16 protein-coding genes and 1 other annotated feature are annotated in these 13576 nt (G+C 48.7%); of the genes, 6 read left to right on the forward strand and 10 right to left on the reverse strand.

Annotated features, from left to right (window positions below; all coding sequences use genetic code 11):
* Window positions 1-11: 11 nt before the first annotated feature.
* Together ribF and murJ are read right to left on the reverse strand one after the other, a co-directional pair.
* Window positions 12-944, reverse strand: coding sequence for a bifunctional riboflavin kinase/FAD synthetase (gene ribF, locus HH196_RS07135; protein ID WP_169451458.1), 933 nt, complete (start codon window positions 942-944; stop codon window positions 12-14).
* Between the two features lie 111 nt (window positions 945-1055).
* The gene (gene murJ, locus HH196_RS07140) at window positions 1056-2549 is read right to left on the reverse strand and encodes a murein biosynthesis integral membrane protein MurJ (protein ID WP_169452343.1); all 1494 of its coding nucleotides are present in this window, start codon (window positions 2547-2549) and stop codon (window positions 1056-1058) included.
* A 241-nt stretch (window positions 2550-2790) separates the two neighbouring features.
* Between murJ and rpsT the strand changes: the two genes are divergently transcribed.
* Complete coding sequence (rpsT, locus tag HH196_RS07145; protein ID WP_169451459.1) at window positions 2791-3057, forward strand: 30S ribosomal protein S20; 267 nt, start codon at window positions 2791-2793, stop codon at window positions 3055-3057.
* 15 nt (window positions 3058-3072) lie between these two features.
* Window positions 3073-3164, reverse strand: a sequence feature (Trp leader region).
* Here rpsT and proB read toward each other — a convergent pair.
* From proB to rplU, 4 genes are all read right to left on the reverse strand, one after another.
* Window positions 3164-4288, reverse strand: coding sequence for a glutamate 5-kinase (proB, locus tag HH196_RS07150; RefSeq protein WP_169451460.1), 1125 nt, complete (start codon window positions 4286-4288; stop codon window positions 3164-3166). (Overlaps the previous feature by 1 nt.)
* A gap of 13 nt (window positions 4289-4301) precedes the next feature.
* Window positions 4302-5504, reverse strand: coding sequence for an Obg family GTPase CgtA (gene cgtA, locus HH196_RS07155; RefSeq protein WP_169451461.1), 1203 nt, complete (start codon window positions 5502-5504; stop codon window positions 4302-4304).
* A gap of 121 nt (window positions 5505-5625) precedes the next feature.
* Entirely contained in the window at window positions 5626-5883 is a 258-nt protein-coding gene (gene rpmA, locus HH196_RS07160; RefSeq protein WP_169451462.1) for a 50S ribosomal protein L27, read from the reverse strand.
* A 22-nt stretch (window positions 5884-5905) separates the two neighbouring features.
* A complete protein-coding gene (rplU, locus tag HH196_RS07165; RefSeq protein WP_169451463.1) occupies window positions 5906-6217 on the reverse strand; it encodes a 50S ribosomal protein L21 in 312 nt (103 codons plus the stop codon).
* A gap of 279 nt (window positions 6218-6496) precedes the next feature.
* Between rplU and HH196_RS07170 the strand changes: the two genes are divergently transcribed.
* A complete protein-coding gene (locus HH196_RS07170) occupies window positions 6497-7465 on the forward strand; it encodes a polyprenyl synthetase family protein (protein WP_169451464.1) in 969 nt (322 codons plus the stop codon).
* Between the two features lie 48 nt (window positions 7466-7513).
* On the opposite strand, the gene HH196_RS07175 is transcribed toward HH196_RS07170, so the two are convergent.
* Window positions 7514-8146: a thiopurine S-methyltransferase gene (locus HH196_RS07175; protein WP_169451465.1), complete on the reverse strand. Its 633-nt coding sequence runs from the start codon at window positions 8144-8146 to the stop codon at window positions 7514-7516.
* Window positions 8147-8267: 121 nt separating this feature from the next.
* Here HH196_RS07175 and fabA point away from each other — a divergent pair, with 121 nt between their 5' ends.
* Window positions 8268-8783: a 3-hydroxyacyl-[acyl-carrier-protein] dehydratase FabA gene (gene fabA / locus HH196_RS07180; RefSeq protein WP_169451466.1), complete on the forward strand. Its 516-nt coding sequence runs from the start codon at window positions 8268-8270 to the stop codon at window positions 8781-8783.
* Between the two features lie 59 nt (window positions 8784-8842).
* Window positions 8843-10063 carry a beta-ketoacyl-ACP synthase I gene (fabB, locus tag HH196_RS07185; RefSeq protein WP_169451467.1) on the forward strand — a complete coding sequence of 407 codons (1221 nt, stop codon included), beginning with the start codon at window positions 8843-8845 and terminating at the stop codon, window positions 10061-10063.
* A gap of 61 nt (window positions 10064-10124) precedes the next feature.
* Here the strand turns inward: fabB and HH196_RS07190 are convergent, their stop codons facing one another.
* From HH196_RS07190 to HH196_RS07200, 3 genes are read right to left on the reverse strand one after another with little or no spacing between them, the layout of a single operon-like run.
* Complete coding sequence (locus tag HH196_RS07190; protein ID WP_169451468.1) at window positions 10125-10400, reverse strand: Lrp/AsnC family transcriptional regulator; 276 nt, start codon at window positions 10398-10400, stop codon at window positions 10125-10127.
* Window positions 10401-10419: 19 nt separating this feature from the next.
* Window positions 10420-11448: an NADP(H)-dependent aldo-keto reductase gene (locus HH196_RS07195; protein WP_169451469.1), complete on the reverse strand. Its 1029-nt coding sequence runs from the start codon at window positions 11446-11448 to the stop codon at window positions 10420-10422.
* Window positions 11448-12071 carry a transferase hexapeptide repeat family protein gene (locus HH196_RS07200; protein ID WP_169451470.1) on the reverse strand — a complete coding sequence of 208 codons (624 nt, stop codon included), beginning with the start codon at window positions 12069-12071 and terminating at the stop codon, window positions 11448-11450. Before HH196_RS07200 ends, HH196_RS07195 begins: the two co-directional genes overlap by 1 nt.
* Window positions 12072-12164: 93 nt before the next feature.
* On the opposite strand from HH196_RS07200, the gene HH196_RS07205 reads away from it, so the two are divergent.
* Window positions 12165-12965, forward strand: coding sequence for an enoyl-CoA hydratase-related protein (locus HH196_RS07205; protein ID WP_169451471.1), 801 nt, complete (start codon window positions 12165-12167; stop codon window positions 12963-12965).
* Between the two features lie 107 nt (window positions 12966-13072).
* Window positions 13073-13537 (forward strand): DUF4863 family protein, encoded by a 465-nt coding sequence (locus HH196_RS07210; protein ID WP_169451472.1) that lies wholly within the window; start codon window positions 13073-13075, stop codon window positions 13535-13537.
* The last annotated feature ends 39 nt before the right edge of the window (window positions 13538-13576 follow it).

The raw sequence follows: 13576 nt of genomic DNA on the forward strand, positions 1-13576 counted from the left end.
TCCAGTTCCAGTTAGGTATTTGCAGACGCGAACCAAGTTCGTGCTGCTGAAATATCTTTCGCGATCTGTTCGCGCAACGCATCCAGCCCATCAAAGCGTTTTTCAGGGCGCATAGGATGCAAAAATTCAACACTCAGAAGCTCTCCGTAGAGATCCCCTTTAAAATCTAAAAGGTGAACTTCCAAAACGGGACGAACACCATTCACAGTTGGTCGGCTGCCTACGTTACAGACACCATTAAACTGCGCACTTCTTAAATGTCCTCGTACTGCATAGACCCCTTTCAAGGGACAAGCGTACTTGTGCATTCTAACGTTAGCGGTTGGTGCACCCAGTTCACGGCCAATTTTTTGACCATGCTGGACACGCCCCGTTACGCGATATCTACGACCAAGCAATCGCGATGCCAACATCAAATTATTGGCACCTAGCGCTTCACGAATACGCGAACTGCTCACCCGCTCATCTTCAAGGATCAGAGTTTCAGTCTCTGCTACTGTAAAGCCATGACGCTGACCCGCTGCTTTAAGCAACGCATAATCACCACGACGATCACAGCCAAAACGGAAGTCATCACCGACAACAAAGTGCTTAACGCCAAGCCCTTCAAGCAACAGGCTCTCGATAAACTGTTCAGCAGAGAGAGCACGCAACCGCTCGTTAAAGCTTAAACAGAGCACGCGATCAACGCCCTCCGCCTCAAGGAGACGAATCTTCTCGCCAAAACGCGTCAGCCTTGGTGGCGCCGCATCAGGTGCAAAAAACTCACGTGGCTGAGGTTCAAATATGATAACCACCGAAGGTACACCGAGCTCTTGCGCTTTGCGACGCACCCCCGAAAGAACCTGCTGATGACCACGATGTACGCCATCAAAGTTACCGATAGTGGCAACGCAACCGCGATGTCGCTCGCGAAGATTGTGCAGGCCTCTGATCAGTTCCATGAATCTTAACTCACCGCCGTAATTTTGGACGTTAATTAAACGCGCGATTATAGCGCATTGGAGGGGCTAGGTTTAAGACCTAGGAGCAGGAGATTTGCAGAAAAAACGCGATTAGCCGCGAAGATGGCGTATACGCACACCGGTTAGTGCAAGCGTCACTAGATAGACAGCAACAGCACCACCCACTAGAAGCGCCATCCACTCTATGCGCCACCAGAGATCCCGAACAAGCCATTCACTAGCCGCAGGCGCTAGAAAGAGCACAAACAGTGCCATCAGCAGATTAGCCAAACCTAACTGCATCGACCAACGCGCCCAGCCAGACTGCCACTTAAAGACACCCTGCTTAATGAGCCCATGCAGCAACCAGCCCGCATTCATAAATGCTGACAGAGCTGTAGCCAATGCCAAACCCGCGTGCGCCAGAGGCACTATAAGCATCAGATTAAACACCATATTGGCAACCATCGCTTTTACAGCGATCTTAACTGGGGTTTTGGTATCTTGCCGAGAGAAGTAACCCGGCGCCAGCACTTTGATCAGCATAAAAGCGAGCAATCCAACGCCATAAGCCCGCAGACTCATTGCCGCCATCTCAACATCACGGTCACTCATCTGACCATAATGGAAGAGAGTTGTTAAAAGCGGTTCCGCCAACAGAATCAATGCCAAGGCTGCAGGCAAACCAATCAACAGCACCATCCGCACCGCCCAATCGAGCATCTGCGCGAACTGCTCACCTGACTTTTCAGCATGCTTGCGCGAAAGACTAGGCAGAATCACAGTTGCTATAGCTATACCAAACACACCCAAGGGGAGCTCAGCCAGACGGTCTGAATAGTAGAGCCACGAGACGCTGCCGGTTTGCAAGAAGGAGGCCAGCACCGTATCCAATAACAGATTGATTTGCGCTACAGAGACACCAAACAGTGCCGGCAGCATCAACCTCAGAATGCGGCGCACACCCTCATCCTTCCAGCCACTCTGCGGCATAGGCAAAAGCCGCAGCCTTGCAAGGAAAGGCATCTGGAAGATCAACTGCACTGCACCTGCCATCAACACACCCCAGGCTAACGCCATAATTGGCGGATCGAAGAGTGGACTCAAATAGACGGCAGAACCGATAAGACAAAGATTCAACAGCACCGGGGTGAAAGCAGGAACGGCAAAGCGCTGATAAGAGTTAAGTATCGCACCTGCAAAGGCAGTCAACGAAATCAACATCAGATAAGGAAAAGTAATGCGCAACATCTCTGCCGCCAAGTCATAACTTGGCGAACCAGACATATAGAAACCCGGAGCAAAAAGCATCGCCAATAGGGGCGAGCCGACACTACCCAGAAAAGTCACTACCAGAAGGACAGAGCCTAAACTACCTGCCGTTTTTGCCACCAGCAGACGGACAGCATCTAAATCTCGCTGCGTTCGATATTCAGACAATACAGGGACAAATGCTTGAGCAAAAGCACCCTCTGCAAAGAGGCGACGCAGGAAGTTCGGGATCTTAAAGGCAACAAAGAAGGCGTCGGAAGCACCGCTTGCACCGAAGTAACCCGCAACCACAACATCTCGGATCAAACCAAGCACACGGGAGATCATCGTCATTACGCCAACCACGGCGCTTGAACGCAACAACCCTTCACTTTTTGTTTGTGACCCGCTCAATTGCGACCCCTTAATTGGAAACTATGCGGTGATTATGGACTCAACTCAAATAAGGTCAACCAAAAGTCTACGAAAAGAACGAATAGGGCTTGACATGCAAAGCTGATATCGGAATAATTTCGCATCCAAATTTAAGAGACCTCGGTCTCACTAATGTATAACTAAATTTAAGGAGCCGACTGTGGCAAATTCCGCAGGATCTCGTAAACGTGCTCGTCAGGCGGAAAAGCGTCGTCAACATAACGCTAGCCTACGCTCTATGGTACGTACTTACATCAAGAAAGTACTTAAAGCTGTTGCTGGTGGTGACCAAGCTGCTGCTAACGAAGCATTCAAAGTTGCTCAGCCTATCCTAGATAGCTCAGTAAACAAAGGAATCTTCAAGAAGAGCGCTGTTGCACGCACTAAGAGCCGCCTAAACGCTCGTATCAAGGCAATGGCTGCTTAATAGCAACCTGCCAAGATCAAAAAACCCGCTAAGTGCGGGTTTTTTAATGCCTGAATTCACACCAGGGGTCAGAGTAGTCTTATTAGACTACTCTGACCCCATCGCATTAAGCCAACGCCATATTATCGCGATGTACCAATTCCGGCTCGCTGATATGACCAATTAAAGACTCTATCTCTTTAGTGGCGTGACCAATGATCTGCTTAGCATCAGCTACAGAGTAGTTCACCAGGCCTCGAGCGATCACATCACCCTGACCATTAACCAACTCAACCATCTCTCCACGTGAGAAGTCGCCCTCAACTGCAACAACACCCGCAGGCAGAAGACTTTTACCACCGGTTTTAAGCGCCTTAACAGCACCCTCATCCAAAACCAGTCGACCACGCGACTGCAAATGACCTGCAATCCAGTGCTTACGTGCAGTTTGACGCTCATGCTCTGGAAGCAACAGCGTGCCAAGCTCTTCGCCAGCAAAGATACGCAACAGCGCAGACTCTTCGCGGCCACTGGCTATGATTGTTGAGGCACCCGAACGCGCAGCCAAACGTGCAGCACGCACCTTCGTTGCCATACCGCCACGACCTAAACGACCACCGCCGCCAGCCATCGCGACAAAACGCTCTTCACTCGCCTGCCCTTCGGATATCAATTCAGCCGATGCATCTAATCGCGGGTCAGCCGTATAGAGACCCTGCTGATCCGTCAGAAGAATAAGCGCATCAGCCTCAACCGCATTGGCAACCAAAGCACCTAAGGTGTCGTTATCACCGAAGCGAAATTCATCGGTAACGACGGTATCGTTCTCGTTAACGATTGCTATAACACCAAGATCGATAAGCGAGCGAAGCGTAGAACGCGCATTAAGATAACGCTTACGGCTTGCAAGGTCATCATGCGTCAACAGAACTTGAGCCGTATGAATTGCGTGTCGATGGAATGAAGACTCATAAGCCTGCACTAACCCCATCTGACCAATTGCAGCAGCAGCCTGAAGCTTTGCTAGCTCGTTAGGCCGCTCCGTCCAACCCATGCGGGTCATACCCTCAGCAACCGCCCCTGAAGATACAAGAACAATCTCGATCCCCTGCGCAACAAGATGAGCAATTTGATCGACCCAATGCGCAATTGCATCTCGATCCAGACCCTTGCCATCATTGGTTAAAAGAGCGCTACCGATCTTAACGACCCAGCGACCTTTCTTAGTAAGACGTTTGCGAGCTACAGACACTTAAGGCCCCTATTTAGCGAACATACTCAACTTCAACATCGAACTCATCGTCGTCAAAGTCATCATCCCAATCATCATCTTCTGCCGCTTCGCGACGCGCACGCATCGCTGCACGCATATTCTCTAGGTTCTCTCGAGCCTCACGATCTATCTGACGGCGCACTTCAAGCTCAGCATCAACCAACTCAGGATCTTCAGCCAAAGCTGCCTTATGAGCATCAAGATAATCTTGGAGGTCATGAACCAACTGATCCAAACCCTGTTTATTAATGGCAGATATGCGATAGACAGGACCATCCCACTCAAGCGCATCAATGACAGACTGACAACGCTCTTCCAGCTCCTCTTCAGGAACCATATCCAGCTTATTCAGAAGCAACCAGCGAGGCTGATCTGCAAGCGTTTCAGAGAACTTAGTAAGCTCTTGAACAGCAGTTACTGCAGCCTGAGCAGGAGTGACTTCATCCCAAGGCGCCATATCGACAAGATGCAAAAGCACACGGTTACGCGCCAAGTGCTTGAGGAAGCGAATACCCAATCCAGCACCTTCAGCAGCACCCTCGATAATTCCAGGAATATCGGCAACCACAAAACTACGATGCGCTTCAGTACGCACTACACCTAGGTTAGGAACCAGTGTAGTAAACGGGTAATCAGCAACCTTAGGACGCGCAGCAGAGATAGAACGAATCAGCGTCGATTTACCCGCATTTGGTAGACCTAAAAGACCCACATCAGCCAGCACGCGCAACTCTAGACGAACGTTACGCAATTCACCTTCAGAGCCTTTAGTCGTCTGACGCGGCGCACGGTTCACACTACTCTTAAAACGAACATTTCCAAGACCGTGCCAACCACCCTGAGCAATCTTCTCAACCTGACCTATCTGCGTAAGATCCGCCAACACTTCATCAGTATCGACATCTACAACGGTTGTACCAACTGGGACTTTAAGAACCAAGTCCTCGCCTTTATTGCCGGTACAGTTACGCCCCTGGCCACCTTGACCATTCTGCGCCTTGTAGTGACGGGTAAAACGGTAATCGATCAGCGTGTTAAGACCCGCATCCGCCTCGACGAATATAGAACCACCGTCACCACCGTCGCCGCCATCAGGACCACCCTTAGGGATGTACTTCAAACGAAGAAAGCTTAAACAACCGTTTCCGCCTTTACCGGCTTGAACTGTAATTGTCGCTTCATCAACAAATTTCATTAGAACCTCACATATTTGAGGAAAAATAGGGGCGCACCCTCAAGAAGGCAAGCACCTATTTCCCCTCTCCAAAAACACAAAAACCCCGCCTTAAGCGGGGTTTTATCATACAGCAACGTGCTTAAGCAGTTACGATGCTGATGAATTTACGGTTGTTCGGGCCTTTGATTTCGAACTTAACAACGCCATTTGCTTTAGCAAATAGAGTGTGGTCTTTACCAATGCCTACGTTAGTACCAGCATGGAATTTAGTTCCGCGCTGACGTACTAGAATGTTGCCAGCAAGTACTTCCTGACCACCAAAACGTTTAACGCCAAGGCGTTTCGATTGTGAGTCGCGACCGTTCTTCGTTGAGCCGGCGGCCTTCTTATGAGCCATTTGTTATCTCCTAAATTCGGTATCAGCCGTTGATGCCAGTGATTTTAACTTCAGTGAACCACTGACGGTGGCCCTGACGCTTCATGTGGTGCTTACGACGACGGAACTTGATGATTGTCACCTTGTCACCGCGACCGTGAGAAACCACTTCTGCAGAAACTTTAGCACCTTCAACAACTGGTGCGCCAACTTTAACGTCGTCGCCGTTGCTAACAAGTAGTACGCGATCGAAATCAACGCTTGCACCAGCTTCAGCAGCTAGTTTTTCTACTTTAAGGGTCTGACCTTCTTGTACGCGGTACTGTTTACCACCGCTTACGATTACTGCAAACATCTATGTTCTCCAAGTTTTGCTTGTCCGGCTACTAAGTGCAAACCTACTTAGAAGGGCTTGAGGGCTGATGCCATCTCGTTTTGTCTTTCGACACCCTCTTGTAGGGAGCGGATTTGGACAAGCTAGGGCGCGCAATATTACAGAAAATCCCTACCAAACTCAACTCTTTTGACAGAATAAAATAACCCACTATCACCACCACATACTGAACAAGAGTTTTATTGACACCCCTCGCTTTGCTCCCTAGGATTTCGGGAACTATTTTTAGGCAGAATTACGATGCAACCACACCAACTCAATCCACATATCGAGCCACAATTTGACGCTGTTACGGAATACATCCTTAACAACCTCGGCTCGAACGTGCCATTAGTTGAAAAAATTGCACACCATATCGTTGAAGGCGGTGGCAAACGAATTCGCCCGCTTCTAGTTCTTCTTGCTGCCAATGCGTGTAATTACAAGGGCGAACAGCACATCTCTCTGGCTGCTGTGATTGAGTTTATTCACACAGCAACACTTCTTCACGATGATGTGGTCGATAACTCTGAGCTTCGCCGTGGTAATGCCACTGCTAATGCAAAGTGGGGTAATGCCCCTAGCGTATTAGTGGGCGATTTCCTCTACTCCCGCTCTTTCCAAATCATGGTTGAGATTGGCCGTATGGAGATCATGCAGGTTATTTCTCACGCAACAACCATTATTGCCGAAGGTGAAGTCCTTCAGCTCCTAAATCAGAGAAACCCAGATACAAGCGAAGAGTCTTACCTCCAAGTAATCTTAGGTAAAACAGCAATGCTCTTTGAAGCGGCGACTGAAGTCGGCGCCATCCTTGCCGACGCACCAGCAGAACATCGTGAAGCACTTCGCCTCTACGGCCGCCATATCGGCATCGCATTCCAGATTGTAGATGACCTACTGGACTACCTTTCAGACAGCGAAACCATGGGCAAAAACGTCGGTGATGACCTTGCTGAAGGTAAAGCTACACTACCACTTATCCATGCCATGCGTGTCGGGACTGATGATGATAAGGAGCTGATTCGCCATGCCATCCGCAAAGGCGGGCTTGATGATCTATCTCCTGTATTAGAGGTCGTTCACCGAAACGGCTCGATCGAATACTCAAAAGAGAAAGCAAAAGCGCAGGTCAATCTGGCTAAAGAGGCGATCAGCGTTCTTGATAAAACCTCTTTCAAAGAGACACTTCTCCAGATCGCCGATCTAGCGGTGGCGCGAACCAACTAAGTAATTTGATGACAGGCCTTCAGCCTGTCATCGGCTATCGAATTAAACTCACTGCCTAGTCAACAGGTAAACAACCTCTCGCTCATTCTCCATACGCCCACCCTCAATCTGTGCGCCATCAAGAACCTCAAGGGTAAAAGATGGCTCAAATAGCGAACGAACCTCATGACCAAAGACTGCAAAAGGAGGCTCATCTCGATCATTGTCATACTCAAGCGTCACTAGAAGCATTCGATCCCCACTTTGCGTCAACGCTTTAATATGCTTGGCATATCTCTCCCGCATTGAAGGCGGAAGCGCGATCAGAGCAGCACGATCATATATCGCCTTCACCGCTGGAATATCCGCCTCGTGCAGATCGAAAAAGTCCCCTGCTAACAACCTAATCCCATCACGCTCGCGAATATGAAAGCGATCGCGTGTTATTGCATCGACATCGACCTGTTGCTCAGCAAAAAAGTCTCGGCAGGCAAGATCACTCAGCTCAACCCCAACAACTCCGTGACCCTGCTCTCTAAGCCAGAGCATATCCTGACTTTTACCACAGAGCGGCACAAGAACATCACTTTCAGCAGAGACACCTAATACCGACCAGTACTCGGCTAACCAACGATTTGTCTTTTGCTGGTGAAAACCAATACGATTTTCCGCCCAACGTTTATGCCAAAAACCATGTTCCATAAACCCAATTCCTTACCAAGAAACGACATACGACCAATTTAACTGATGCATATCGTGATTAGCGAGCCCGAAAAAGGTATAATCCGCTAAATTTTTGAAAATAAGTTAGAAAATCTTAGATATGACTAGACCTTCATCTTTTAATCGTGACGAACTTCTTAGCTGCGGCTACGGGGAAATGTTTGGCGAGGGCAATGCCCGTCTACCTGTTGGCAACATGCTAATGATGGACCGCATCACCAAGATCTCTGCGGAAGGCGGCGAGCACGGTAAAGGCGAAATCATCGCTGAGCTAGATATTCATCCAGACCTTTGGTTTTTCGAATGCCACTTCCCAGGTGACCCGGTAATGCCAGGCTGTCTAGGCCTCGACGCTATGTGGCAGATCGTTGGCTTTTACCTAGGCTGGAAAGGCAACCCAGGACGCGGACGTGCACTTGGTTCAGGCGAGGTTAAATTCACGGGTCAGATACTTCCTACTGCTAAAAAGGTGACATACAACATCCAGATGAAGCGTGTCATTGAGCGCAAACTTGTGATGGGTATTGCAGACGGTTCTGTATCCGTTGACGGTCGCGAGATCTACACAGCAACAGATTTGAAAGTCGGTCTATTCACTAGCACCGAGAACTTCTAAGCCAAACCTTAGAAGCGACATAGATAGCAGCGATATAGATAATTAGAGAGAGAGTAAGCATGCGTCGAGTAGTTGTTACCGGAATGGGTATCGTTTCTTGTCTTGGAACAGACAAAGAGAGCGTTCTGGAATCACTAAAAGCGGGCAAGTCTGGCATTAAATTCCAACAGGAGTATGCAGACCTAGGTTTCCGCAGCCAGGTTGCAGGTAGCATTGATGATTTAGATCTTGATGAGATGATCGACCGTAAGCTTCGCCGTTTCATGGGCAATGCAGCAGCTTACTCTTACATCTCTATGGAGCAGGCGATCAAAGATGCAGGTCTAAGCGAAGACCAGGTATCAAACGTTCGCACCGGTCTTATTGCCGGCTCTGGTGGCGCATCTTCTGCAGATATCGTAGAGACTGCAGACATCCTTCGCGATAAAGGCGTTCGCCGCGTTGGCCCATACCGCGTTACTCGCACCATGGGCTCTACAGTATCTGCCTGTCTTGCGACTCCGTTCAAAATCAAAGGCGTTAACTACTCTATCACTTCTGCATGTGCGACCAGCGCACACTGTATCGGTAACGCGATGGAGCAGATTCAGCTTGGCAAACAGGACATCGTTTTCGCAGGTGGTGGTGAAGAACTTCACTGGTCACTAAGCGTCATGTTCGATGCAATGGGCGCGCTATCAAGCAAATACAATGAGACGCCTGAAAAAGCATCACGCGCATACGATGCAAACCGTGACGGTTTTGTTATCGCAGGTGGCGGCGGCATGCTCGTTCTAGAAGAGCTAGAGCACGCTAAAGCTCGTGGCGCTAAGATCTACGCCGAACTTGTTGGCTACGGTGCTACTTCAGATGGATACGACATGGTCGCTCCATCAGGCGAAGGTGCAGTACGTTGTATGCAGCAAGCGATGAGCACAGTAGATGGCTCTATCGACTACATCAACTCACACGGTACCTCTACGCCAGCAGGCGACATCCAAGAGCTTAAAGCGATGAAAGAGACCTTCGGTAGCAACATGCCACCAGTAAGCTCAACCAAGTCGCTAGCAGGCCATTCATTGGGTGCTACAGGTGTTCAGGAAGCGATCTACTGTCTACTTATGCAGGAGAACAACTTCATCTGTGCCTCTGCTAACATCGAAGAGATCGACCCAGAAGCCGAAGGCCTACCTGTAGTGCGTGAGCGTATGGATGGCGTTAACCTAGAGCGCGTTATGTCTAACAGCTTCGGCTTCGGTGGCACTAACTCAACTCTAGTGTTCCAGAAATACAACGGCTAATCGTATTTCGAATAGCAAAAAGGCGACCATCGGTCGCCTTTTTTGGTTTTTAATAAGGAATTTACATCCCTACGCCAAACATCGCCTCAAGGTCATATCCACTGAACGTCTTGAAAGCGAGCATCGTTTCAGTGGTCTGAATTGCATCCACCTTAGCAAGCTGCCCGGTCACCAAGTCCGACAAAGCCTCATTGTTCGCCACACGAACAATTGTGATCAGATCATAGTTACCACTCACCGAGTAGACCTCAGAAACACCTTCAATTCCCGCCAACAACTCTGCTGTTTTAGCAATTTGCTGACGATCGACATTCATTAAGATAAACGCAGTAACCATGTATAACCCCTATTTCAATCTATGGCGCCGGATTTGGGTAAGCGCGATGAATTGAATCTATCTCTTTAAGTAGCTCTTTGTCGAGCACCAACTCAGAACTATTAATATTCGACTCTAGCTGCTCAAGCGAAGTTGCACCAATAATGTTTGAGAGCACGAATGATCTAGAGCTGACAAAAGCCAGCGCCATTTGCGCAGGATCGAGGCCATTAGCCTCTGCCAACTGGCAGTACTTTTCGGTCGCAGATATCGATGGTTCGTTTGTGTAACGCGAGAAGCGCTCAAAAAGAGTCAAGCGCGCTTTCTCAGGCCGTGCACCATTACGATACTTGCCACTTAACATTCCGAAGGCTAGCGGCGAATATGCAAGCAAGCCCACATCTTCTCGATGGGAGATTTCTGCCATTCCGATCTCATAGGTACGATTCAAAAGACTGTAGGGGTTTTGAACAGTTTCAATGCGTGGTAGCCCAAGCGCCTCTGCATAATGGACAAACTTCATTGCACCCCAGGGGTTTTCATTGGATAAACCAATAGAACGAATTTTGCCGCTATCAACCAAATCACTCAGCCCCCGAAGTATCTCATCGACCGGCGTCTCATCTGAATCACGGTGACGATACTCCAATTGACCAAAAATGTTGGTATTTCGGTCTGGCCAATGCAACTGATAAAGATCGATGTAGTCTGTTTGGAGGCGCTTAAGACTCGCATCAACCGCCGCTTTTAACTGATCCGCAGTATGACGAGGACCGTTACGCATGTAATCGAGGCCTCGCCCAGGACCTGCTGCCTTAGATGCCAACACCCACTGATCACGCTTTCCCGACTTCGCAATCCAGCTACCGATATACTCTTCGGTGCGACCATAGGTTTCACCTGTCGGCGGCACTGGATACATCTCAGCTGTGTCCATGAAGTTGAGACCGCGCTCTAGGGCATAATCAATTTGAGAGTGCGCCTCGGCCTCTGTGTTCTGCTCGCCCCAGGTCATAGTACCAAGACAGAGTTTAGATACTTGTTTACCCGCAAGAGTTGTCAGTGCCATTACGCTTCATCTCCACTTTTCTTAGCCAGGGTTTCCTGTTTAGTATCAACCTTGGTTTCAAATTTAATTGTTGGGCGGTTTTCCTCAACCTCAGCCAAAGCTTCCGTCTCGATACAACTTAACTTAGATCGACGACCTAGCTCAATGTAGGCCTCTGTGCCCGAGTGTTTCCATGCCATCTCTTCTGAAGAGAGAGCTCGAACATCTTTCGCAGGCGTTCCCAAAATCATGCGCTCTGCATCAAACTGATCACCTGTTTTAACAAAGCTATGAGCTGCAACAAAACTGCGCTCACCGACAACTGCTTTATCCATCACAGTGGCACTCATACCGACCAACACACCCGCTTTTATGTGACATCCATGTAACGTAGCGCAGTGTCCAATATGTGCATAATCTTCGATGACTACGGTAATATCTTGGAAACTGTGCACAACACAACTGTCCTGAATGTTTACGCCACGCCCAATGTGGATGGGACCGAAATCACCGCGTAGACTCGCTAATGGACCTATGTAGCAGTCTGGTCCAATGATAACGTCGCCAATAATGACAGCTGTTGGATGTACATAGGATGAGGGGTGCACCACTGGAGTGACACCATCAATCTGATAAACCGGCATCAGAATTTTGTCCTTATTCTTAATTTCGTTGCTGAGATGTAATATATTTCATGTTTCGATTATAAAAAACAACCCTTATACCTAGGATTAATCATGAGCACGCAACTTCCGTTTACACCAGACCAGTATCCAAACCTACTCTGCTCACTGGATTCAGGGGTGCTCTTGATTCAATTTAACCGCCCAAAAGAGCTGAACGCCCTTTCGACCGATATGCTCAGTCAAATCGCTGGAGCACTCGTTTCTGGGGATAACTCAGATGCCGTTAAAGTGATGGTAATTACAGGTAACCAAAGAGCCTTTGCCGCTGGAGCAGATATCGATGAGCTGGCTCGCAAAACGGGTGACATGGTAGCTACAGATCCCCGTAATCACCACTGGGCAGCAATACGCAACATCAACAAACCTTTGATCGGTGCTGTAAACGGATTTTGTCTAGGTGGCGGGAATGAGCTAGCGATGCAGTGTGATTTCTTGATCGCAGGCAAGAATGCACAGTTTGGGCAGCCTGAGATCAACCTAGCGATACTACCTGGCGCTGGAGGCACGCAGAGGCTGACTCAACTTGCCGGCAAAGGACGTGCGATGCGCTGGACTCTAACAGGCGAATTCATCGATGCAAACACTGCGTTAGAGATTGGCCTTGTGACCGAACTATGTGAGCCAGAACTTACTCTAGAGAGAACGCTAGAGGTCGCTAAACAGATCACCAAAAAGGCGCCAACTGCTATTGATGCAGTAAAAAGAGCAATTAAAGCCGCGTCGGATGAGCGTCTTGAACCAGGATTAACTATCGAGCGAGAGCAGTTTGCTCGCGTTCTCTCTAGCGAAGACAAGCTAGAAGGTATTGCGGCATTTAAAGAGAAAAGAGCTGCTAAGTATCAAGGCAAATAACGTCAATATGAACTATTGTGCATTGACTTGCGTCTATAAAATGCATTATAAATCACATCACAGAATAATAATTCGGCGTACAACGTCGTGAAATTCAGAGACAGATTATGAGCGCACAAGCATTACAAGCACTTTTGAAACCCGTCGTTGATTCAATTTCTGGCAAAACGATTGAGGCCTCTCTATCTCAGGAGTTAAACACTCAATTTGCACACGGAAGTGAATGGTATGAGCAGGTTAAAGAGCTCTGCCAACAGGGGCTTGAGGCTGGCTGGGCATGCCAGTTCGAAGCTGGAGGCATTAAATATGGTCGCGTTATTAAGCCTTCCGAAGAGCTAAACAACTACAGCGTTGATATCGTACTTATGAATGATGTAGTTGGCCCTCACCATTCACACCCTAACGGTGAAGTGGATCTAGTCATTCCGCTCAATGAAGGGGCAGCATTCGATGGAACTTCTGAGGGTTGGGTTGTCTACCCACCGGAATCAGCACACAAACCAACAGTGACAGGTGGCGAAGCTTTCGTCATCTACCTACTTCCTGAGGGTGCAATCAACTTCACCCGCTAATGATTAATTAAAGCGCCAGAGAGCTGCTAAACATAAGAA

Origin of the sequence: Marinobacterium sp. LSUCC0821 (assembly GCF_012848475.1) — a bacterium.
Taxonomy (GTDB): domain Bacteria; phylum Pseudomonadota; class Gammaproteobacteria; order Pseudomonadales; family Balneatricaceae; genus Marinobacterium_E.